The following is a 20,804-nucleotide window of genomic DNA, read 5'->3' as shown; positions in this document are numbered from 1 at the left end:
TTTCACGCCTGGGCGTTCGCCCGGTCACCGACCGTGCCCGCGCTCACGCCTCGCCGGAAAAGATCCGCTCCACGATGCCCCGGCGGTGCCGCCCCTGGTACGTCGTCTCGGGGTTGACCTCGTCCGGAAGCTCCGCGAGATAACGGCTCTCGGCGTCGATCAACTGCTCCAGTTCGCCGCGGTCGAGGAACACGCCCTTGCATCCCGGGCATTCCTCGATCACCACGCCGTGGCGTTCGTGGGTGTCGAGCTTCGACTCGCACTTCGGACACTGCAGCGTCGTCTCTGACATACCGGATCCCCTGTCCGTAACGACGGCTTTACTGTCAGGCGGACAGCCTACTGACATGGCGGCCGTTTCGGTATGGTCCGCCATTCGATCCGTCTGTCCGAAGGCCGGGCACCCCCGTTCGCGTCGCCTTCCCCCAGTCCGGGCGCGTCACCCGGCGGCGGCGTCATCCGCCTCCAGCGACCGCCGCAGCGCCAGCCGCCGCCTGTAGAGGCCGATGCAGGCGGCCCCCCAGAGCAGCCCGATCTCCGCGATGAGCGCGACACCGATGACGACCGCCCAGTCCAGCTCGTCGCCCTGCTCCAGCCCGACCGGCGCCATCAGCGTCATCCGGTTCGCGCCGGACGCGGCCCGCGGCCCTTGAGCCGCGCTGACGGGCGGCAGCACGACCTCCTTCGGCGGCGCGACGCTGGGCGGCGGCGGTCCGCCGGCCCCCGACCCCGGAAGCACACCCCCGTCCGGACCGTCGCCACTCCCCGGAGGCCCCACCGCGACGCAGGGCTCGTCCTCGCCGCACTGACCGTCATCAGGCGCATCAGTGGCCTGACCGCTGAAACTGGGCAGCTCCGCAGGCTTCTTAGTGGGGTGAGCGCTCGTACTGGGCTCGGGCACAGACGCCTCTGGCTCAGCCACCTCCGGCACAGGCACCTTCGGCACGGACGTCTTCGGCACGGACGTCTTCGGCACGGACGTCTTCGGCACTGACTGCTTCGGCACTGACTGCTTCGGCACTGACTGCTTTGGGCTGGATGCCTTGGGGCTGGACGTCTTCGGGCTGGACGTTTTCGGCGCGTGGCTGCCGCCCGTACTCAGTTTCGGCGTGGACGGGCTAGGAGTCGCCTCAGGGCTTTCCGAGGCGAGACAGGGCTTCGAACCCTTGCGCGGCTTGCCGGTGCCACACGGCGTACTTGTCGGCAAGTGACTGCCACTTGGGCTCGGCCTCGGATGACCGGCCGTGGGTGCGGGTCCGGAGTGCCCGCTTGAGGTCGGCTTCGGGTCGGACGTCTCCGGCGTAGGACATGGGCTCCGTCCCGGACTCGCGTCGCCCATGGTGCAGGGATCGGCCGCAGGCGAGGTGTCTGCCCCTGGCTTATCCGAATCGGCCGGTGAGTGAGCGTTCTGCTCAGGACCGGACGGTTCGGCGGACGCGCAGGCGCTGCCGTCGCTGCTCAACTCGCCGGACGGGCAGGGACTGGGGACGGGCTTCGGACGGGACGGTTCCGTGGGGCACGGTGCGCCGTCACAGGACGGCGCGGACGTAGGCGCAGACGAAGGCGTGGACGTAGGCGTGGGCGAGGTCGAGGTGGTGTCGGAGAAGCCGAACACGGCGTCCAACGAACGGCCGGCGGCGTTCGAGGCGTCCGCCATCGCGCGGATGTTCAGAGGCTTCGCCGACGGTCCCGGCACCCTTGACGCGGGGAGCCGCAGCGTGGCCGTCCGTACGCGTGGCTTCTCGCCGACGTCACCCAGCGCGCAGTCGAGGCGCCCCGGACCGGCCTCGGTGCAGTCTGCTGGGCGACTCGTCCAGGCAAGAGGGCGCTCTGCGGTGAGGCGCAGGGTCGCGCCGCGCGCGATGCCGCCTTCCGCATGGACACGGACCGTGTACACCACGGCGTACTCGGGTCCGGACGTGGTGACGCCGGCGAGCTCCTGGTTCATGAGTAAACGGACATTCGCCGGGCGTCCGTCCGGTACGGCCTCGGCGGCCGGGCTCATCAGCACGAGCGGTACGGCCAGCGTGCCGGTGGCAGTGATCGCACCCCAGCATGTCCTTCGGCGCACCGTTCCCCCTAGCGGTCTCCTTCATGGCTGCCAGGGGGCGGCGCCGCGGCGCCGGGCACAGACAGTTATTGCCAAAACGCCGGTGCTAGTAACGTGCATCACTCCGGTGGCGGACCCTCTTTCACATAGCGAAAACGGTTCTCCGTAGAATCGGGTTTGGCTGCGGCGAGGGAGAGGAGACCGGGGTGGCGGAGGCCGTTCGGTCGCTGGAGCGCGCGTTCGACCTGCTGGAGCATCTGGCGGACGCGGGCGGCGAGATGGCGCTGTCGGAGCTGACGGAGGTCTCCGGGCTGCCGATGCCCACGATCTACCGGCTGATGCGCACGCTCGTGAACAAGGGCTACGTCCGGCAGGAGCCGTCCAAGCGGTACGCCCTCGGGCCGCGGCTCATCAGGCTCGGCGAGGGCGCGAGCCGGCTGCTCGGCACGTGGGCGCGGCCCGTGCTGGCCCGCCTGGTGGACGAGATCGGGGAGACCGCCAACATGGCGGTGCTGGAGGGCGACGAGGCCGTCTACGTCGCGCAGGTGCCGTCCAAGCACTCGATGCGCATGTTCACCGAGGTGGGGCGGCGCGTCCAGCCGCATTGCACCGGCGTGGGCAAGGCGCTGCTGTCGCAGCTGTCCGACCAGCGGGTGCGGGAGATCCTGGCGCGCACGGGCATGGACGCGCACACCCCCAAGACCTTCACCGACCCGGACGCGCTGCTGGCCGAGCTGGACCGGATCCGCGAGCAGGGCTACGCGCTGGACGACGAGGAGCAGGAGATCGGCGTCCGCTGCGTCGCGGTGCCGCTGCCGGGGACGCCGACGCTGACGGCGATCTCGGTGTCCGGCCCGTCCGGGCGCATGACGAGCGAGGCCGTCCCGGGCGTCGTGCCCATCATGCGGGACGCCGCCGAACGCTTCGCGAAGGAACTGAGCCCCACGACGTCCTGACGCGCGCGGGCTGTCAACCTTCCACCGCCCCCGCCGCGTTAGAGCGCCGTGAAAGAGACAACGCACGACGACGCGTACAGCGCCTTCGTCGCGGCGGCATGGACCCGGCACTACGGGCTGGCCGTTCTCCTGACCGGCGACCCCCACCTCGCGGAGGAACTGCTCCAGGACTGCCTGGTGCGGCTCTACGTGCGGTGGCGCCGCGTCTCGGCCGGCGAACCCGACGCCTACCTGCGGCGCATGCTCGTCAACGGCAACGTCAGCCGGTGGCGGCGGCGCCGCAGGGAGACGCTCACGGCCGCCGGGCCCGACCGCGGTGTCGCGGCGCCGGCGGGACCGGACGACGAGCTCCGCCGCGCGCTGCTGGCCCTGCCGCAGCGCCAGCGCGCCATCGTCTTCCTGCGCCACTACGAGGACATGACGGAGAAGTCGGTCGCGGCGGCACTGGGGTGCTCCGTCGGGACCGTCAAGAAGCAGCATTCCCGGGCGATGGCGCGGCTGCGCGGCCTGCTCGGCGCGAAGGAGGAGGTCTCCCTGTGAACGTTCAGGAGCAGCGACTCACGGACGCGCTCGGCTCCCTGTCCGGCGGCACGCCGTCCCCCGCCCCGGTGGACGAGGTGCTGCGGCGCGGCAGGCGAGCGAAGCGGACCCGGCGGGCGGCGGTGCTCGGCGGATCCACCACCGCCGTCGCGGCCGGCGCGCTGGCGGTCGCGCTCGCGGCCGGGACGGCCTCCGGGACGGCTCCCGTGCAACCGCCCGGCAAGGCGGACGGACGGACGACGCTGGTCGCCGCCGTGGAGGCGACCTCCGCGACGAGCTTCACCGTCGAGATGACCAACACGATGCGGCAGGGGGACCGGCGCCCGCACGTCGAGCGGTACCGGGGGGCCTTCGACGCCGCGAAGCACCGCGGCTACCTGCGCGGGCCGCTGTCCGCGCGGACGGCACCGGAACTGCGGTTCGTCGACGACCGGACATACGTCTACCGCGGGACCTGGAAGGAGATCGAGGGCGGCTTCGGCATGCTGTCCCGGGGCACGCTGGCCCCGGCGTCGCTCGCGGCGGACCCGGCGTCCCTGCTGCGGCGCCTGCAGACGCTCGGCAAGGTGACGCCCGCCGGCGAGGGGACGTACACGTTCACGTACGCGCCCCTCAAGACCGGTGGCCCCCCAACGGGCGACCGCGTCGACGGGACGGTCACCGTGGCCGATCGGAAGGTGCGGCGGATCGAGCAGACGACCGTCATCAGGTCCGCGGACCCCGAGATCGCCGACCGCGACCCGGTGCGGTTCACGTCCGTGATCGAGTTCTCCGGCTACGGCACTCCGGTTCAGGTCGACGTGCCCTGACCGCCCCGCGGCGTCCCCGCCCTACGCGGGGGCGCCGCGCGCTCGTCAGTCGACGGGCTCGCCGACGATGACGGTCGGGCGGCCGCTGCGCTCCCAGGTGACGAAGTCGCCGGCGGAGCGGACGAGCACGGCCGCGAGCCACAGGGCCAGGCCGGTGTCGTCGGCGATGCCCACGACCGGGATCACGTCGGGGACGGCGTCGATCGGGGAGACGATGTACACGAGGCCGAGGGCGAGCAGGCCGAGCGTCCCGAAGGACATGCCCTTGTACTGCCCGCGCAGGACCGACTTGAGCATCCGCGGGACGGCCCGCACCCGCTCCCAGAACCCCGGCGCGTCGGGCTTCAGGGTCTCGCTGTAGATCTGCCAGGCCTGGCCGGCGGCGGCCGCGCTGCGCTTGCTGTTCACGAGCACTCCTCGTCCGAACGGGGTCGTGAGGGCGCGCCCCCGCGGCGCCCACGCTTACCTAGGACGCGACGCCCGCCGGAAATGTTCCCCTTGTCGGATCACCTGGCGCCGTTCCGCGCGAACCGAGGTGAGTTCTTCATCACTCCCGCGGCCGAGGTGCGGCGATTCGCGGCGTGTTGCCCGGCGTCCGCTGCCAGCATGTCCCTACGGGCGGCTCCCCCAGCACGACCGGCACGGCCCGTCGAGCATCGCAGGAGTGACGAACCGATATGAGCGGCGACCATACGAACCGTCCCGTCCATGGCACCGCGGCAGGCGACGCCTACGTCGCGCTGCCCCCGACCGCGGTCGACGCCGAAGCCTCCGGCCCGGTCCGGCTGATCGTGGCCTGGCCCGGGTTCGACCCGCCCCGCACGGCCGCGGCGCTCGCGGCGGCGGTCCCGATGACGGGCGTGCCGGTGTGGCGGGTCTTCCTCGACCTGCCGGGCCGCTCACCGGGCGGGCTCGGCTCGGGCGCGATCCTGGAGACCGAGGCCATCGAGGCGTACTGCGCCGCGGTCGAGGACGCCGTGGAGCGGCTGCCCACCGCCCTCGCCGAGATCCGCCGCGACCTCGCGCTCCCGGACGGCCCGGTCGCGCTGGCCGGGTTCAGCACGGGCGCCGCCGCCGCGCTGCTGGCCGTCCTGAGCGACACCGTGCCGGTGCGCACCGCCGCGCTCGTCGCGCCCGTGACCGCCCCGGCGCGGGCCGCGCGGGCGGTGGAGCAGCGGTCCGGCCGCGAGCGGGACTGGACGCCCCACGCCGCCGCCCGCGCCGACCGCCTCGACCTCGGCGCGCTCGCCCCCGGCCTCGCCGGACGCGACGTCCCGACGCTGCTCATCGGCGGCGCCAAGGACCGCGTCGTCCCGCCCCGCGAGATCACCGCCCTGCGCGACCTGCTGCGCCGGCACGGCACCGGGGCGGTCGAGTCGACCACGTTCCGGATGGGGCACGCGCTGGCCGCCGAGCCCGGCACCGAGCCGCGCCCGCCCATCACCGAGGCCGTCCAGGTGGACACCGCCCTCACCGACTGGTTCCGCGACCATCTGGCCGACACCGGGCCGGCCGAGGACGGCAGGCACGGCGCCTGGTCGGCGGACGGCGCGGCCGGCGCCGCCCCGGCCGCGCGGCCGGGAGCGGTCGCCGGCCACCCCTCGTGACCGGCGGGAGATGACGCGGCTCAGCCGCGCGACAGCACCTCGTAGCGGACGGGGATCACACCCGACCCGGTGCCGCCGACCTTCTTCATCGCCGCCCTGGACAGGTCCAGGCAGCGGCCGCCCGCGTACGGGCCGCGGTCGTTGATGCGGACGACGACCGAACGGTCGTTGTTCTTGTTCGTGACCCGGACCTTGGAGCCCATCGGCAGCGTCTTGTGCGCGGCCGTCAGTTCGTCGGGGTCGAAACGCTCACCGCTCGCGGTCATCTGGCCCTCCCAGTAGTAGGAGGCCTCGCACGATCCCGACGCGATGACCTTGTGCTTCTTCGCGGTCTTCTGCTTCGGCTTCGCCAGGTGCGCGGCGGCGGCGTCCGACTTCGGCGCCTTCTCCCGCTCCTTGGGCCGCTGCTGGTTCTCCGGGTCCTTCGACGCCGTCGGCGACGGCTCCGGTGCGCGCGTCCCGCCGCGGCTCACCCGCGGCGCGTCGGCGTCCGGGCGGTCGGCGAGCGGGTCGGCGGGCCGCTTCGCGGTCTGCGCCGCCTGCGCGGATCTCGCCGACCCGTCCCCGTTGACCAGGGCGAACGCCCCGGCGGCGAGGACGGCGACGGCGGCGCCGGAGACGATCAGGACGGTGCGCAGGCGCGCGCGAAGCAGGCGTCTAACAGGGCTGCTCACAGAGGAGTCCTTTGTTAGGGGACAGGGCCCCGGACGCCCGGCTTCATCTCACGGCGCGCTCAGGCGACCTCTCCGTCCCCCGAGTCCTCCGCCGCCGGCGGGCGCGCTCGCCCGTCCCGTCTCCGCGCCGCTCTCAGGCGCGTCCGCGTCATCGCGGTCCGGCGTCCGGCAGGTGCGGCGGGAAATGCTTCTTCACTTTTGATCACTAAAGCGCCGCACAAGTCCTTGACCGTACGTTGTGTCTCGTGTGAATCAAGACGTAGGGCCCTGGTTTGTGGGGTTTGTCACCCGACTCTTTGCGCTGCGGAGTCGATCAACTTCACGCGGTCACGCCCTATGTAGATCGTCTTTACTCTCCCTTGACCGGCGATCTCGGGCAGATAACAACCGTTCGCGGACAACGCGACGGGGCGTTCCCGAGGATGCCGATCGCATCCGCGGAACGCCCCGTCGCGGTGGACTAGAGGGTGCGCGTCACCCGAGTCCGGGCACGCCGAGCCCGGTCGTGCTCAGCATGGACAGCGGCCCCGCCAGCGGACCGTTCTCCAGCGGGCCGCCCTCCAGCGGACCGGCCGCCGGGCGCGGGCCGGGGCCGTCCGCCCGGCGCTCGGTCGCGCCCTTGGCCTTCAGCACGTCCACGACGTTGCCGAGCCCCTCCTGGGTCTGGTCGAGCTTCACGCCGGCGTCGTTCACGGCGCCGTTGGTCTGGCCGAGGACGTCGTCGGCCGGCACCGGCGTGGCGCGGCGCTCGCGCGGCGGGAAGAGCATCGTGCCGACCGGCACCCCGACGGCCTTCGCGGCGGCGAGCGTGGCCGGCACGTTCGCGACGTTCGCGGGCAGCACCTCCTGCAGCCCGTCGGCCGGCATGCTCACCGGCGCGCCGGTGCGGCGCGCGCCCGGCGCGGCGGCCCGCGCGCCCGGCAGGTCGCCGAGGGCGCCCTGGCCGACCGTGTCGCCGAGCTTCTTCAGGAGCTCCCCGCCGTCCGCCACGCCGGAGTCCGGCGGGGCGGGCACCGCGGCCGTCCGCCGGGCGGAGACGGGCGCGATGCCGGTGGCGCCCGGAGCGCCGCGGAGCGCGTCGTCGACGGCGCCCGTCGCGCGCTCGGCGGTCTGGCCGCCGGTCCGCAGGACGGGGTCCGGGACCGCCCCGCTGATCGGGTGGGCGGCGGCGGCCGTGTCGTAGAGCAGTTCGGTGGACGGGCCCGGCACGTCCCCCGCCGGCGTGTGCGCGGCGTTCGCGGGCGCGGACGCGACCGCGAGCACGGCGGCGAACGGAGCGACGACGGCGGCGCCCAGCAGACCTCTGGCAGATCGGTTCATGTTTCCCCCCGGTTTTTCCGGCTTGACCCTGCACGTGTGATGTGCGCCCGCCGGACCGGCGAATTCGGCGCACCGTCGAGCGGGGACGTTAGTACAACCGGAAGGCGCGTACGGCCGATTAGGGAATCAATTGCCGAACCGCGGAAAGATCTCCCTGGAATTGATACTCGGCCGCGCCCGAGTCGCCAAAGGATGACAATTTCCGACATAAGAGAAGGCGGGGGCGCCGCGCCCGGCGCCCCCGCCTCCGTCCGGCCCCGGTTACTCGGCCGCGCCGAGCGAGATGGCCTCGTCGACCTCGTCCTTGCGCGCCGCGACCTCCGCCGCGTAGCGCTCCTCGTCGACCTTCTCGGCGATCTCCTCGTCCTGCTTCATCAGCGCCTCCAGGTCGGCCTTGGCGTTGTCGAGAACGCCCATGTCCTGGTAGGCCGCCTGCACCTTGTCGCCCCAGAGGCCGACGTCCCGGACGCACGGCACGATCCGGCTGAACAGCAGGGACTGATAGAGGGTGTACATATCGGAGTTGTCGACGAACTCCATGCACTTCTCGACGGGCATGTCGAGCGTCTCGAAGATCTCGCGCCCCTTGAAGCGGTCGCGCATCAGGTAGCAGCCCTCGACGACGAACTCCTCGCGCTCGGCCCGCTCCTTCTCGGTGAGCTCGGCGTAGTAGTCCTTGAGCGCGAGCCGCCCGAACGCGACGTGCCGCGCCTCGTCCTGCATGACGTACGCCAGCAGCTGCTTGACCAGCGGGTTCGTCGACATGTCGCGGTACAGCCCGAACGCGGCGAGCGCGAGGCCCTCGATGAGGACCTGCATGCCGAGGTAGGGCAGGTCCCAGCGGCTGTCCTCCAGCGACTCGGCGAGCAGCTTCGCCAGGTCCTGGTTGATCGGGTAGTACATCCCGATCTTCTCGTGCAGGAACTTCGTGTACAGCTCGACGTGCCGCGCCTCGTCCATCGTCTGGGTCGCCGCGTAGAACTTCGAGTCCAGGTCGGGGACGGACTGGACGATCCGCGCCGACACGTTCAGCGCCCCCTGCTCGCCGTGCAGGAACTGGCTGAACAGCCACGATCCCTGGTGCCGGCCGAACTCGTCCCGCTCCTTCTGCGACATCTTCTCCCAGATGTCGGACCCGAAGAGGGGGTTGAAGTTCTCCGGCAGCCCGGCGACGTTGAGGGGGTCCACCTCAAGGTCCCAGTCGATGCGCTTCTGCGCGTCCCACTGCTTGTCCTTGCCCTTCTGGTACAGGTTCAGCAGCCGGTCGCGTCCGTCGTCGTACTCCCAGGTGAAGCGGGTCTCTCCCGCCATGGGGACGTTCCACGTCTCGGTCGGGACCGGGGTGGAGTAGAGGTCAAAGGAACTCACGGGGGGATCCTCCTCCAGGCGTTGCGCCGCGCCCTCGCGACGCCGGTCTGCACCGCCCACGGCTTTACATACCTTCGTAACATGTAAAGCCCGGGGAAACCAGGGCCCTCGCGGGAACGTCCCAAAGCCGTCGCCCGCACCTCCCCGGGGGGAGACGCGGGCGAGGGGACGAGCGGGCCGGTGCGCGGACGGGCGCCGGGTCAGCGGGACTGGAGGGCGTCCAGGCCGACGGCCTGCGCGATGACGAGCCGGCGGTCGAGGCGCGGGTCCTTGATGTCGACGGTGTAGCGGTCGCGGAACCCGAACTTCTTCTCCACCGAGAAGACGACCTGGTCGCCCGCGTAGAAGTCGAAGTGGTACGGCCAGGCGAACGGCAGGCTGTCCACGTACGGGATGATCTGCCAGACGCGCCGCAGCACGGCCACGAACTTGTTGCGCTCGCTGCCCGTGGTCACGCCGAGGCCCGGCTGCTCCATGTGCCAGGTGGAGGCCAGCAGCGACTTCTTGAAGTCCTTGCGGAAGACGCCGATCGGCTGCCCGTGCGCGTCGGTGATGTCGTAGGCGGACGCGAGGTCGATCCGCTTGCGCGCCTTGAAGCCGAGGATCGGACGCGTCTTGGTGTCGTCCGAGTACAGGGTGACCTGCTCCTTGAACGCCAACCGCTTCTGCTGCGCGAAGGCGAGCAGCTCGCCCTCCCCGCCGCCGGGGGCCTCGGCGTGCACCTCGTACTGGTTCACCATCAGGCGCACCCGCTGCCGGATCAGCAGCCTGTTCTGCGCCTGCAGTCTCTCTTCGTCCAGCGGACTCACCCGTTCTGTCGCATTGTGCGGTGGGAGTCTGCCACAGCGCGTCCCCGACATCCCGGTTTTTCCGGGAGTGGGGGACCCCGACGCCTTTGGGCGATGGGGGGAGGGCGCTGATCAGGAGTGCTGGATGTGGGAGGCGAGGTAGGCGTGGATCATGCGCTCGGCCTCGGCGACGATCTCGGGGTCGCCCTCGGGGCTGCGGCGGAAGGCCATCTTCAGCACGGCGTCGCCGGCCTCGACCGCGATGGCGAGGGCGGTGGCGAGGCCGGGGGTGTCCTGGACGTCGAACGTGCCCACGATCATGCGGCGCAGCCGGTCGGCGACGACGGCGTTGTTGTCGGCGTCGGAGTCGAGCAGGTTGACGTCGGCGACGTCGCCGAAGCGCAGCACGCGGAAGCCGGGGACGGTGCGGTGCATCTCGACGAAGATCTCGATGATGGCGCCGACCGTGTCGGACCAGTCGCCGAACCCGCCCGCGGCCAGCCGCGCGGAGATGCGGTCGCCGAACTCCTCCAGGTTGCGCAGGGCGAGGGCCTGCGCGACGGCGCGCTTGTCGGGGAAGAACTGGTACACCGAGCCGATCGCCACTTCGGCGCGCTGGGCGATGCGCGTCGTGGTGAGGCCGTCGTAGCCGTCCTCGTCGAGGATGTCCGCGCAGGCGTCGAGCATCCGCTGGACGCGTTCGGCGCTGCGGCGCTGGGCGGGACGGCGGCGGAGCGGGGTCCGGATCTCGGTCACCAGGTCATTGTCCCCGACCGCGGGGGTGCCCCGCATGGACCGCCTAGCCGTTACCCACCCCGGGGCCACCGGAGTCTTCCGCCCGCACCACCCCGCCACTAATATCCGAAGGCTATTCGCATTTTCGGGAGGGGATCGCGATGGGGCTTCCGGAAGGCTTCCGCTGGGGCGTCGCCACCGCCGCCTACCAGATCGAGGGCGCGGTGGACGAGGACGGGAGGGGCCCGTCCACCTGGGACACCTTCGCGCGCACGCCGGGACGCGTCCGGGACGGCCACACCGGCGACGTCGCCTGCGACCACTACCACCGGTGGCCGGAGGACGTCGCGCTGATGGGGGGCCTCGGCGTCGACGCCTACCGGTTCTCGATCGCGTGGCCGCGCGTCCAGCCGTCGGGGAGCGGGCCCGTCAACGCCAAGGGCCTCGACTTCTACGACCGGCTCGTGGACGGCCTGCTCGCCGCCGGCATCTCCCCCGCCGCCACCCTCTACCACTGGGACCTCCCGCAGCCGCTCGAAGACGCCGGCGGGTGGCTGGAACGTGACACCGCCTACCGGTTCGCCGAATTCTCCTACCTGGCGGCCGAGCGGCTCGCGGACCGCGTGGACATGTGGATAACCCTGAACGAGCCCGTGGTCGTCATGGCCTACGGCTACGCGTTCGGCGTCTACGCGCCCGGCCGGGCGCTGATGCTGGACGCGCTCCCCACCGCGCACCACCAGCTCCTCGCGCACGGCCTCGCCGTCACCGCGCTGCGCAGCCGCAACGCCCGCGCCGTCGGGCTGACGAACCACTACTCGCCGGCGTGGGCCGCGTCCCCCGCCGACCAGCCCGCCGCCGACGCGTTCGACACGTTCATGAACCGGCTGTTCACCGACCCCGTGCTGCTCGGCCGCTACCCCGACCTGATGGGGGACGCGCCCTACATCCGGTCGGCGGACATGTCGGTCATCGCCTCGCCCATCGACTTCCTCGGCGTGAACTACTACCAGCCGACGCGGCTGACGACGCCGGCCGAAGGGCCGCTGCCGTTCGAGATCACGGAGATCACCGAGTACCCCACGACCGGCATGGGCTGGCCGATCGTCCCGGACGCCTTCCTGTCACTGCTCCGCACGCTCGACACCCGCTACGACCTGCCGCCCCTCTATATAACGGAGAACGGGTGCTCGTTCCCCGACGAGATCGGCGCGGACGGCACGGTGGACGACTCGTCCCGCATCGCGTTCATGGACGCCCACATCAAGGCCATGCGCACCGCCGTCGACGAGGGCATCGACGTCCGCGGCTACTTCGCGTGGTCGCTGCTGGACAACTTCGAATGGTCCGAGGGCTACCACCCGCGCTTCGGCCTCGTCCACGTCGACTACACGACGCAGAAGCGCACCCCAAAGAAGTCCTACGGCTGGTACAGGGATCTCATAGCGTCGCCGTAACCGGTTTTACGCTGGGAGTATGCCCGTCGAAGGACAAGTCCTCGGTAGAGCCCTCAGGCAGGCCCAGTACCGGCACCACCGGGCCCTTGACGGCAGGCTCGCCGGCGTCGGCACCACGCTGGCGCAGTGGGACGCGCTCCGGGCGATCAGCCGCTCCCCGGGCGCGTCCGCCCGGGCGCTCGCCGCCGAGACGTTCCAGAGCGAGCAGGCGTTCGGGACGCTCGCCGGGCGCCTCACCGCGCAGGGGCTCATCGACCGGCGCCCGGGCGCGGGCCGGAGCATCGAGCACCACCTCACGCCCGCCGGCGAGAAGACCCTGGCGGCCGGGCACGCCGTCGCCGACGAGGCCCTCGCCGAACTCTTCGCCCCGCTGGCGGAGGACCAGCGGGCCGCCCTCCTCGACCTGCTCCTGCGCATCGGCCGGACGGACTGACCCGCGCGCCGCGGCGGACCTCCCGGATAGTCTGCTCTCTCCGATTTCGCCGGGGAGGTAGTGGATGCCGGAAAGTCGTCCGTTGCGCAGCAACGATCCGCGCGAGGTGGGCGGATTCCGGCTGACGGCCCGGATCGGCGAGGGCGCCCAGGGCACCGTCTACCTGGGCGAGTCGGACGAGACCGGGCAGCGCGTCGCCGTGAAGCTGCTGCACGCCGACTTCGGCCGGGACCCGCGGGCCCGCACCGCGTTCGAGCGGGAGCTCGCCGCGGCCCGGCGCGTCGCCCCGTTCTGCACCGCCCGCGTCCTCGCCGCCACCGCCGACGACGACCTCCCGCACATCATCACCGAGTACGTCGACGGCCCGTCGCTGAAGGACCTGATCGCCGAGCGCGGCACCGCGTCCCCCGACGAGCAGGTCCGGCTGGCGATCGGCACCGCGACCGCGCTGGCCGCGATCCACGAGGCGGGCGTCGTCCACCGCGACTTCAAGCCGGCCAACGTGCTGCTCGGCCCGGACGGCCCGAAGGTCATCGACTTCGGCATCGCGCGGCCGCTCGACGCCACGTCCGCCACCATGACCGGCGCCGTCGGCACGCCCGCCTACATGGCGCCCGAGCAGGTGTCGGGCTCGTCCGGCGGCGCGCCCGTGGACATGTTCGCGTGGGCCTGCACGATGGCGTTCGCCGCCAACGGGGTGCCGCCGTTCGGCGGCGACTCGGTCCCGGCGATCATGCAGCGCATCCTGTACGGGGAGCCGGACCTCGGCGCGCTCACCGACCGGCTCCGCGATCTCGCGGCGTCCTGCCTGGCCAAGGACCCGGCGGACCGGCTCACCGCCACGCAGGTGCTCCAGCGGCTCCTCGGCATCGGGCCGGACGCCAACCTCCTCGCCGAGGGCACCTCCGCCGCCACCCGTCCCGCCGGTACCGCGCATGCCGCGCCGATCGCACCCCCGCCTCCGGCCGGCCCGTGGACGCCGCCGGCCGCCGCCCCCGCTCCGCCCAACGCCGGGCCTTCGTTCGGCGGGGGCACCGCTCCCGGCGCCAGCCCGGTCGGGCTGCCGCCGGGTTTCCCCGCCGCCGCGAGCACGCGCCCGGCGAAGGGGCGGAGCAAGCGTCCGCTGCTCGTCGCCGGTGCGGCGGCGGCCGGTGTGCTGCTGGTGGTGGGCGGGCTCACCACCGCGATCCTGCTGAACGGCGGCGACGAGCCCGGCACGAAGAAGACGGACGATCCGAACAGCGGCAAGCCGGTCGCGCAGACGACGCACGCCGGAGCCAAATGCACCTACCCGCCCTCGTCCAGCAATCAGGTGAAGTTCGTCGGGACGCCGCCGGTCAGCCCGCCCCAACTGCCCACCAAGGCCACCATCAAGACCAACGTCGGCGTCCTGGAACTGAAACTGGACCCGGCGGCGCCATGCACGGTGAACTCGCTCGCATTCCTCGTCAAGAAGAACTTCTATAACGGCACGTCATGCCACCGCCTGACCACGAACCCGAGCCTGAAGGTCCTCCAATGCGGTGACCCGACCGGAACCGGAGCCGGAGGCGCGTCCTACGTGTTCGCCAACGAGAACACGTCCGCGCCCTACAACAGGGGCACCGTGGCCATGGCCAACGCGGGCCCCGGCACCAACAGCAGCCAGTTCTTCATCCTCTACGGGGACGCACCGGCCATCGACCACTCCTATTCGGTCTTCGGGCAGGTCACCTCCGGCCTGAACGTCATCGACCGGGTCGCCGGGAAGGGCACGGAGAGCGGCGACGACGGCCGGCCCAAGCAGAAGGTCACGATCACCGAGTTCACCACCTCGGCGGCATAGCGCCCGATTGCCATCCCTTCCCGTATTCGCCGCTTCTGCGTCTCCTGACCTACACCCCGCCGTACCGGTCCGCTTTAATGGCGGTCGACTCGCCCCGGCGAGCGGAAACCTGAACATCGGAGCACGGGGAGCCGCGGTGGAGGACCTGCGACCTGGAGACCCTCGCGCGGTCGGCCGATATGCGCTCTCGGCCCGGCTGGGCGCGGGCGGAATGGGGCAGGTATTCCTCGGCTCGTCCCCGGGCGGGCGCCCGGTGGCGGTCAAACTCGTCCATCCGGGGCTGGCCTCCGACGCCGAGTTCCGGCGGCGTTTCAAACGCGAGGTCGAAGCGGCGCGCCAGGTCGGCGGCTTCCACACCGCCCCGGTCGTGGACGCGGATCTCGACGCCCCCGTCCCGTGGCTGGTCACGGCCTACGTCCCCGGGCCGTCGCTCGCCGCCGCCGTCGCCGAGCACGGCCCGTTCCCGCTCGAGTCGGCCCTCGTGCTGGGCGCCGGGTTAGCGGAGGCCCTGGAGGCCATCCACCTCGCCGGCGTCGTGCACCGCGACCTCAAGCCCTCGAACGTGCTGCTCGCGGCGGACGGCCCGCGCGTCATCGATTTCGGCATCGCCCGCGCCGTGGACGCGTCCGGTGTCACCGCGCACGCCGGGACGCCCGGATTCATGGCGCCCGAACTGCTGTCCGAGGGGACCGTCACGCCCGCCTGCGACGTCTTCGCCCTCGGCGCCGTCCTCGCGCATGTCATGGGGATGCGGCCCTTCGGCGAAGGGCCGTCGGAGGCCCTGGTCTACCGGGTCGTCCACAAGGAACCCAACCTGGACGCCCTGCCCGTCCCCATCCGTGACATCGTCGCGAGCTGCCTCGCCAAGGACCCGGCGGCGCGACCGAAGCCGCCGGAACTGCTGGACGCGCTGCGCCCGGCCGGCGGCAGCGGGGCGTGGCTTCCGCAGCCCGTCCAGGAAATGCTGACCCGCTATCCCGCCCCCGGCACCGATCCCGCCTTCGGGACCGGCCCCCAGGTTGGAGCCGGGCAAGGAGCCGGAGCCGGGCAAGGAGCCGCGGGCGAGGCCACCGGGTGGACGCTCGTCGCCCCGGAAACCCATGCGGCCACGCAGCTTCCGCCCGTGCTCTTCAAAGGCAACAGACTTCCCGTCGCGCTGGCGCTCGTCGGGCATTCGCTCCGCTTTCTGCTCGGCCTCGTCCTCGGCCTCTTCACCTTGAAGAGCGTGGTCGGCATGGCGGATTCCGGGGGCGAGCCCTTGCTCGTGCTGATCCTCGCGGTGCTCTTCGTGATGGCCATCGCGCTCGTCCGCGTTCCCGTGGCCTGGCTCGTCCCGCTCATCAGGGAACTGCTGAGCCCGTGCGACCTGGAAATCAGCCACAACGGCATCCAGGTCCGGTTCGGCGGCCGGCTCGTCCGCTACCCGTGGCAGGGGATCGGCCGCGTGGTGGTCCGCCGCGCGGACTCACCCGCCGGATGGTCGCTGTGCGTATCCCCTGCCGCCGGCACCGGTCATCCACCGACGAGAGGGCCGCGCACCCCGCTGTGCTACCTGGAGAGGAAGACGGGCTGGATCGTCGTCATGCCCGTCCACCGGATCAAGGGTTCCCGGCAGGAGCTCGAAGGCGTCCTCATGCGCTACAGCGGCCCGCGCTGGGGCGGCAACGGCTGACTCCGGGCGAGCTGGAATGATCGCCCCATGGATTCGCTGGACGAGGTGCGGGCCCGGATCGACGGCATCGACGGCGAGCTCGTCCGCCTGCTGGCGGAGCGGCAGGGCCTGGTGCGCGCCGCCGCCGCCTTCAAGACCGACGAGCAGGCGGTCCGCGCCCCGGACCGGGTGGAGCGGGTCGTCGCGCTGGCGCGGCGGCGGGCGGCGGACGCGGGCCTCGCGCCCGAGGTCGCGGAGGCCGTCTGGCGGGCGATGATCGCCGCGTTCATCGACCTGGAGCTGGCGGAGCACGCCGCTCAGCGCCCGAGCTGACCCGAGAGCCGCCCCGCGGCCGGCACCGTCCGGCGGCGGTAGTAGTGGACGGTCAGCACCGCCAGCAGCGGCCCCCAGGCGAGGAACGGCGCGTAGGCGGCCGTCATCACGGCCCCGGCGAAGCCGTGCGGGCTGTCGCTGTCGGCCATCGCGTCCGTCCAGCCGGAAGCGCCCACCAGGCCCAGGGCCGTGACGGCCGCCGCCCCCAGCGTCGCCGCGCCGACGGCGAACGGCACGGGCACGCGGCGCCCGCCGACGAGCGGGAACCAGCGCGGGAACACCTCGCCCCACGGCCGGACCAGCCCGAACGCGAGCAGCGCGAAGAGCTCGCAGACGACGCTCAGCGCGAAGACGTACGGGGTGCCGATCGGATGCGGGAAGTCGGCCATCTCGCCGCCCTCCGCGAACCCCATCGGCACGCCGAGGCCGAGGGCGATCCGCCACAGGCCGGACGGCAGGACGGTCAGCGGGACGAGGTGGGCGACGCGGTCGGCCCACACGGGCACCGGACGGGCGATGGTGGTCATGGACTTCATGCTCATCGGCGCGGCCCCTCCGCCACGTCACCCGCGAGAGCCGTGACCATCCCCCGCCGGAGGGAAACGGGCCGTCCGGCCCTAGGCGTTCGCGCGCTCGGCGCCGAGGACGCCCAGCGGGTCGGCCAGCAGCGCGGCGAAGCCCAGCTCGGCGGCGCCCGCCAGCGTCGCGTCGTAGCCGAGGGCGGCGGTGCGGAGCGCGACCCGCTCCCGCGACACCGGCAGGCCGCTCGTCCGGACGCGGGCCCGGACCTGCGGCGCCGCGCCCCGGTAGATCTCGCTCAGCATGCCGCCGAAGACGACGACGCCGGGATTGAACAGGTTGATCAGGTTGACGACGCCGATGCCGAGCCAGCCGCCGACCCGGTCCAGGGCGTCCCGGGCCGCCGGGTCGCCCCGCTCGGCCGCCGCGACGACCGCGCGCACACCGTCCCGGCCGACCGGCCCGCCGGCGCGTCCGGCGGCCTCCAGCAGCGCCGGTTCGCCGACCTCCGCCTCCAGGCAGCCGCGCGAACCGCAGTTGCAGGGCCGCCCGTCGTACGGGTTCACGATCATGTGGCCGAGTTCGGCGGCGTAGCCCTCGTCGCCGTCCAGCAGCCGGCCGCCGACGATGATGCCGCCGCCCACCCCGACGTCCCCGTGCAGGTAGACGAGGTTGCGGCTGCCGACGCCCGCGCCGCGCACGTACTCGGCCAGCGCGCCCAGGTGGGCCTCGTTGCCGACCGCCACCGGCAGCCCGAGCCCCAGCCGCCGGCCGAGTTCCGGGCCGACGTCGAGGTCCGTCCAGCCCATGGTGGGCGCCAGCCGCACCTTGCCGTCGACGGCCCTGATCATGCCGCAGTACGACACCCCGACGCCGACGCACTCCGCTCCGTCGGGCGCGGCGGCCACGAGCGCGCCGCCGAACCCGGCGAGGGCGCCGACCACCTCGTCGAGGTCGTCCTCGCCGCGGCGGCGCGGCGCCTCCCGGCGCTCCAGCACCGTCCCGCCGAGGCCGACCCTGGCGGCGACGAGCCGGTCCACGGCGACGTCGAAGGCCAGCACGTACGCCCGCGCGCTCTCCGCGCGGACGACCAGCGACGGCCGGCCCGCGCGGCCCGTCGCGGCGGCCGGCTCCTCCCGCACCAGCCCGGTGGCGGCCAGCTTCGCGATCAGCGTGAGGATCGTGCTCCGGTTGACGCCCATCCGCTCGGCCAGTTCGGTGCGCGACACCGCCCCGTCCCGGTGCACCTCCCGCAGCACGGCACCGGCGTTGCGCCGCCGCGTCGGCTGCGGCACCCGCCGCGCGGGGCCGGTGACACCCGACAGGAGAGAGGAGGACATGCCGTCCAAGCTACCCAAGGAGCGGCCCCCGGCCCCATCGCGGACGGATTAGAACAGGGTTGCCCGAGCGTTGGAAAGAAGAGCGAGCATCGCTCCCTGACCAGGAAGGACATTGACCGATGGCCCTGAAGCGACCGTCCTTCCTGCCGTCGCTGGACGACCTCGAACGGCAGGCCGAGGCGCGTTCGGAGCACCGCGGCCGCCCCGGCTCCCAGTTCGACCACCCGACGGCGAAGAACGTCTTCGTCGCCGTCCTGATCATCACCGTGGTCGCCCACCTCGTCGGCGGCATCGTCTTCCTGCTCCTCGGCCACTGACGCGCCGCGAAAACGGGATGCGGCCGGGCGCGCCGACCCGGCATCGTGAGGGAATGCTGGTCGACCACTTCCCCGTGCTGGGGCTCCGGCTGAGAACACCGCGCCTCGAACTGCGGCTGCCGTCCCCGGAAGAACTCGGCGCGCTGGCGGACGTCGCGGCCGAGGGCGTCCACGCGCCGGACACGATGCCGTTCATGGTCCCGTGGACGGACCGGCCGCCCGCCGAGATCGCCCGGGGCGTCGTCCAGCACCACTGGGAGACGCTCGGACGCTGGACGCCCGAGAACTGGCAGCTCAACCTCAGCGTCTTCCACGCCGGCGAGATCGTCGGCCAGCAGGACCTCAGGGCCCGCGACCTCGCCGTCCTGCGCCAGGTGCACAGCGGCTCGTGGCTCGGCATGCGCCACCACGGGCAGGGGATCGGCACCGAGATGAGAGCCGCCGTCCTGCACCTGGCCTTCGCCGGGCTCGGCGCCGACGAGGCCCTGTCCAGCGCCTTCGCCGACAGCCACGCGTCCCGCGCGGTGTCGCGCAAGCTCGGCTACACCGACAACGGCATCGGACGCCAGGTCATCCGCGGCGCGGCGACCACCGAGCACCACGTGCGCCTCACCCGCGCGGACTGGGAGAAGCACGCCGCCGTTCCCGTCACCGTCGAGGGCCTCGCCCCGTGCCTCCCCATGTTCGGAGTCTCCGACCGATGAACCCGCCGATCGACCGCACCTTCGAGGAACTGCTGGACGAGGCCGAATCGGCGCCCGTCGAAGGCTGGGACTTCTCCTGGTTCGACGGCCGCGCCACCGAGCAGCGCCCCTCCTGGGGCTACCAGCGGCTCATGAGCGACCGCCTGGCCCGCGCCACCGCGGCGCTCGACATCGAGACGGGCGGCGGGGAGGTCCTGGCCGGTGCCGGGACCTTCCCGCCGACCATGGCCGCCACCGAGTCCTGGCCGCCGAACCTCGCCAAGGCCACCCGCCTCCTGCACCCCCGGGGCGTGGTCGTGGTCGCCGACACCGGCGTCCTGCCGTTCGCCGACGAGGCGTTCGACCTCGTCGTGAGCCGCCATCCCGCCACCGTCCGGTGGGCGGAGATCGCCCGCGTCCTCGCCCCCGGCGGGACGTACTTCGCGCAGCACGTGGGCCCCGCGAGCGTCTTCGAGCTCACGGAGTACTTCCTCGGCCCGCAGCCGGAGGCGCGCGGCGCCCGCCATCCCGACGTCGAGAGCGCCGACGCCCGCGCCGCCGGGCTCGACATCGCCGACCTGCGCCACGAGCGCCTCCGCATGGAGTTCTCCGACATCGGCGCGGTCGTCCACTTCCTGCGCAAGGTCATCTGGATCGTCCCCGGCTTCACCGTCGCCGAGCACCGCGACCGCCTCCGCGCCCTGCACGACCGGATCCGCCGCGAGGGGCCCTTCATCGCCCACTCGTCCCGCGTCCTCATCGAGGCGCGCAAGCCCGGCTGACCCGCCCGGCGGTCTGTCGGAGGGCCGTGCGATTCTCTAATCCCGCTGGTCACGCCGAGCATGGGGGCCGCTCATGATGCACTTCCAGGACGCCGCCGCATGGGAGGCGTGGCTGGCCGCGCACCACGACTCCGAGGACGGCGTCTGGCTGAAGATCGCGAAGAAGGGCGCGCCCGTCGACTCGCTCAGGATCGGCGACGCGCTGGACGTCGCGCTGTGCCACGGCTGGATCGACAGCCAGCGCAAGGGCCTCGACGAGCACTTCTACCTGCAGCGCTACTCGCGGCGCCGCAAGGGCAGCCCGTGGTCGCGGGTCAACGTGGAGCGGGCGGAGGCCCTGATCGCGGCCGGGCGGATGCGCCCGGCGGGCCATGCGGAGATCGACGCCGCCCGCGCGGACGGCCGCTGGACGGCGGCCTACGTCCGGCAGCGCGACGCCGCCGTCCCGCCCGACCTGGCCGCCGCGCTCGCCGCCCGTCCGGAGGCCGCCGCCCGCTTCGAGAAGCTGGGCAAGACCGACCGCTACCTGCTCATCCTCCCGCTCCTCAAGGCCCGCACCCCGGCCGGCCGCACGGCCCGCCTGAACAAGGCGATCGAGTCCCTGCCGGCCGGCTGAA

23 protein-coding genes are annotated in these 20,804 nt (G+C 72.6%); 13 read left to right on the top strand and 10 right to left on the bottom strand.

Features of this window, described 5'->3' with window-relative positions:
- Nucleotides 1-43: 43 nt before the first annotated feature.
- Together ETD96_RS05105 and ETD96_RS05100 are read right to left on the bottom strand one after the other, a co-directional pair.
- Nucleotides 44-292, bottom strand: a complete 249-nt coding sequence (locus ETD96_RS05105) for a TFIIB-type zinc ribbon-containing protein (protein WP_171068862.1) — start codon at nt 290-292, stop codon at nt 44-46.
- Between the two features lie 147 nt (nt 293-439).
- Nucleotides 440-676 (bottom strand): hypothetical protein, encoded by a 237-nt coding sequence (locus tag ETD96_RS05100; RefSeq protein WP_138634806.1) that lies wholly within the window; start codon nt 674-676, stop codon nt 440-442.
- Nucleotides 677-2,256: 1,580 nt separating this feature from the next.
- Here ETD96_RS05100 and ETD96_RS05095 point away from each other — a divergent pair.
- The 3 genes from ETD96_RS05095 to ETD96_RS05085 are packed head-to-tail and all read left to right on the top strand — an operon-like array spanning nt 2,257 to nt 4,355.
- Entirely contained in the window at nt 2,257-3,006 is a 750-nt protein-coding gene (locus ETD96_RS05095) for an IclR family transcriptional regulator (protein ID WP_274704589.1), read from the top strand.
- A 48-nt stretch (nt 3,007-3,054) separates the two neighbouring features.
- Complete coding sequence (locus tag ETD96_RS05090; protein ID WP_138634803.1) at nt 3,055-3,546, top strand: SigE family RNA polymerase sigma factor; 492 nt, start codon at nt 3,055-3,057, stop codon at nt 3,544-3,546.
- Complete coding sequence (locus ETD96_RS05085) at nt 3,543-4,355, top strand: hypothetical protein (RefSeq protein ID WP_138634800.1); 813 nt, start codon at nt 3,543-3,545, stop codon at nt 4,353-4,355. Before ETD96_RS05090 ends, ETD96_RS05085 begins: the two co-directional genes overlap by 4 nt.
- A gap of 45 nt (nt 4,356-4,400) precedes the next feature.
- On the opposite strand, the gene ETD96_RS05080 is transcribed toward ETD96_RS05085, so the two are convergent.
- The gene (locus tag ETD96_RS05080) at nt 4,401-4,763 is read right to left on the bottom strand and encodes a YkvA family protein (RefSeq protein WP_138634797.1); all 363 of its coding nucleotides are present in this window, start codon (nt 4,761-4,763) and stop codon (nt 4,401-4,403) included.
- A gap of 269 nt (nt 4,764-5,032) precedes the next feature.
- On the opposite strand from ETD96_RS05080, the gene ETD96_RS05075 reads away from it, so the two are divergent.
- Nucleotides 5,033-5,962 carry an alpha/beta hydrolase gene (locus ETD96_RS05075; RefSeq protein ID WP_205719109.1) on the top strand — a complete coding sequence of 310 codons (930 nt, stop codon included), beginning with the start codon at nt 5,033-5,035 and terminating at the stop codon, nt 5,960-5,962.
- Nucleotides 5,963-5,982: 20 nt separating this feature from the next.
- On the opposite strand, the gene ETD96_RS05070 is transcribed toward ETD96_RS05075, so the two are convergent.
- From ETD96_RS05070 to ETD96_RS05050, 5 genes are all read right to left on the bottom strand, one after another.
- Complete coding sequence (locus tag ETD96_RS05070; RefSeq protein WP_240807244.1) at nt 5,983-6,636, bottom strand: septal ring lytic transglycosylase RlpA family protein; 654 nt, start codon at nt 6,634-6,636, stop codon at nt 5,983-5,985.
- 474 nt (nt 6,637-7,110) lie between these two features.
- The gene (locus tag ETD96_RS05065; protein WP_138634794.1) at nt 7,111-7,956 is read right to left on the bottom strand and encodes a hypothetical protein; all 846 of its coding nucleotides are present in this window, start codon (nt 7,954-7,956) and stop codon (nt 7,111-7,113) included.
- Between the two features lie 261 nt (nt 7,957-8,217).
- A complete protein-coding gene (locus tag ETD96_RS05060; protein WP_138634792.1) occupies nt 8,218-9,324 on the bottom strand; it encodes a ferritin-like domain-containing protein in 1,107 nt (368 codons plus the stop codon).
- A gap of 200 nt (nt 9,325-9,524) precedes the next feature.
- On the bottom strand, nt 9,525-10,133 hold the full coding sequence (locus ETD96_RS05055; protein ID WP_240807242.1) for an LURP-one-related family protein: 609 nt from the start codon (nt 10,131-10,133) through the stop codon (nt 9,525-9,527).
- A 111-nt stretch (nt 10,134-10,244) separates the two neighbouring features.
- A complete protein-coding gene (locus tag ETD96_RS05050) occupies nt 10,245-10,868 on the bottom strand; it encodes a TetR/AcrR family transcriptional regulator (RefSeq protein ID WP_138634789.1) in 624 nt (207 codons plus the stop codon).
- A 140-nt stretch (nt 10,869-11,008) separates the two neighbouring features.
- Here ETD96_RS05050 and ETD96_RS05045 point away from each other — a divergent pair, with 140 nt between their 5' ends.
- The 5 genes from ETD96_RS05045 (at nt 11,009) to ETD96_RS05025 (ending at nt 16,546) form a co-directional block, all read left to right on the top strand.
- The gene (locus tag ETD96_RS05045) at nt 11,009-12,304 is read left to right on the top strand and encodes a GH1 family beta-glucosidase (protein WP_138634786.1); all 1,296 of its coding nucleotides are present in this window, start codon (nt 11,009-11,011) and stop codon (nt 12,302-12,304) included.
- Between the two features lie 19 nt (nt 12,305-12,323).
- Nucleotides 12,324-12,737, top strand: a complete 414-nt coding sequence (locus ETD96_RS05040) for a MarR family winged helix-turn-helix transcriptional regulator (RefSeq protein ID WP_138634783.1) — start codon at nt 12,324-12,326, stop codon at nt 12,735-12,737.
- A gap of 82 nt (nt 12,738-12,819) precedes the next feature.
- Nucleotides 12,820-14,562 (top strand): protein kinase domain-containing protein, encoded by a 1,743-nt coding sequence (locus tag ETD96_RS05035; RefSeq protein ID WP_171068860.1) that lies wholly within the window; start codon nt 12,820-12,822, stop codon nt 14,560-14,562.
- A gap of 136 nt (nt 14,563-14,698) precedes the next feature.
- Complete coding sequence (locus tag ETD96_RS05030) at nt 14,699-16,234, top strand: serine/threonine-protein kinase (RefSeq protein ID WP_138634777.1); 1,536 nt, start codon at nt 14,699-14,701, stop codon at nt 16,232-16,234.
- A 27-nt stretch (nt 16,235-16,261) separates the two neighbouring features.
- Nucleotides 16,262-16,546: a chorismate mutase gene (locus ETD96_RS05025; protein WP_138634774.1), complete on the top strand. Its 285-nt coding sequence runs from the start codon at nt 16,262-16,264 to the stop codon at nt 16,544-16,546.
- Here ETD96_RS05025 and ETD96_RS05020 read toward each other — a convergent pair.
- Together ETD96_RS05020 and ETD96_RS05015 are read right to left on the bottom strand one after the other, a co-directional pair.
- Nucleotides 16,531-17,073 carry a hypothetical protein gene (locus tag ETD96_RS05020; RefSeq protein ID WP_138634771.1) on the bottom strand — a complete coding sequence of 181 codons (543 nt, stop codon included), beginning with the start codon at nt 17,071-17,073 and terminating at the stop codon, nt 16,531-16,533. The two genes, ETD96_RS05025 and ETD96_RS05020, sit on opposite strands and share 16 nt — an antisense overlap.
- 90 nt (nt 17,074-17,163) lie before the next feature.
- Complete coding sequence (locus ETD96_RS05015) at nt 17,164-18,405, bottom strand: ROK family transcriptional regulator (RefSeq protein ID WP_138634768.1); 1,242 nt, start codon at nt 18,403-18,405, stop codon at nt 17,164-17,166.
- Between the two features lie 119 nt (nt 18,406-18,524).
- On the opposite strand from ETD96_RS05015, the gene ETD96_RS05010 reads away from it, so the two are divergent.
- From ETD96_RS05010 to ETD96_RS04995, 4 genes are all read left to right on the top strand, one after another.
- The gene (locus tag ETD96_RS05010) at nt 18,525-18,722 is read left to right on the top strand and encodes a hypothetical protein (RefSeq protein ID WP_138634765.1); all 198 of its coding nucleotides are present in this window, start codon (nt 18,525-18,527) and stop codon (nt 18,720-18,722) included.
- Nucleotides 18,723-18,775: 53 nt separating this feature from the next.
- The gene (locus ETD96_RS05005; RefSeq protein ID WP_138634762.1) at nt 18,776-19,426 is read left to right on the top strand and encodes a GNAT family N-acetyltransferase; all 651 of its coding nucleotides are present in this window, start codon (nt 18,776-18,778) and stop codon (nt 19,424-19,426) included.
- Entirely contained in the window at nt 19,423-20,187 is a 765-nt protein-coding gene (locus ETD96_RS05000; protein ID WP_387069453.1) for a class I SAM-dependent methyltransferase, read from the top strand. Before ETD96_RS05005 ends, ETD96_RS05000 begins: the two co-directional genes overlap by 4 nt.
- Before the next feature lie 73 nt (nt 20,188-20,260).
- Nucleotides 20,261-20,803 (top strand): YdeI/OmpD-associated family protein, encoded by a 543-nt coding sequence (locus ETD96_RS04995; RefSeq protein ID WP_138634759.1) that lies wholly within the window; start codon nt 20,261-20,263, stop codon nt 20,801-20,803.
- Nucleotide 20,804: the final 1 nt, after the last annotated feature.

It is taken from the genome of Actinomadura geliboluensis, from assembly GCF_005889745.1.
Lineage (GTDB): Bacteria > Actinomycetota > Actinomycetes > Streptosporangiales > Streptosporangiaceae > Spirillospora > Spirillospora geliboluensis.
The sequence above is the reverse complement of the archived record's forward strand: the minus strand, read 5'-3'. Positions and strand labels throughout refer to the sequence as shown.

Bases quoted from the DNA above. Each gene is read 5' to 3' on its own strand.
- ETD96_RS05105 (WP_171068862.1), bottom strand. From the start codon at position 292: ATGTCAGAGACGACGCTGCAGTGTCCGAAGTGCGAGTCGAAGCTCGAC.
- ETD96_RS05075 (WP_205719109.1), top strand. From the start codon at position 5,033: ATGAGCGGCGACCATACGAACCGTCCCGTCCATGGCACCGCGGCAGGC.
- ETD96_RS05065 (WP_138634794.1), bottom strand. From the start codon at position 7,956: ATGAACCGATCTGCCAGAGGTCTGCTGGGCGCCGCCGTCGTCGCTCCG.
- ETD96_RS05045 (WP_138634786.1), top strand. From the start codon at position 11,009: ATGGGGCTTCCGGAAGGCTTCCGCTGGGGCGTCGCCACCGCCGCCTAC.
- ETD96_RS05040 (WP_138634783.1), top strand. From the start codon at position 12,324: ATGCCCGTCGAAGGACAAGTCCTCGGTAGAGCCCTCAGGCAGGCCCAG.
- ETD96_RS05025 (WP_138634774.1), top strand. From the start codon at position 16,262: ATGGATTCGCTGGACGAGGTGCGGGCCCGGATCGACGGCATCGACGGC.
- ETD96_RS05020 (WP_138634771.1), bottom strand. From the start codon at position 17,073: ATGACCACCATCGCCCGTCCGGTGCCCGTGTGGGCCGACCGCGTCGCC.
- ETD96_RS05015 (WP_138634768.1), bottom strand. From the start codon at position 18,405: ATGTCCTCCTCTCTCCTGTCGGGTGTCACCGGCCCCGCGCGGCGGGTG.
- ETD96_RS05010 (WP_138634765.1), top strand. From the start codon at position 18,525: ATGGCCCTGAAGCGACCGTCCTTCCTGCCGTCGCTGGACGACCTCGAA.
- ETD96_RS05005 (WP_138634762.1), top strand. From the start codon at position 18,776: ATGCTGGTCGACCACTTCCCCGTGCTGGGGCTCCGGCTGAGAACACCG.
- ETD96_RS05000 (WP_387069453.1), top strand. From the start codon at position 19,423: ATGAACCCGCCGATCGACCGCACCTTCGAGGAACTGCTGGACGAGGCC.
- ETD96_RS04995 (WP_138634759.1), top strand. From the start codon at position 20,261: ATGATGCACTTCCAGGACGCCGCCGCATGGGAGGCGTGGCTGGCCGCG.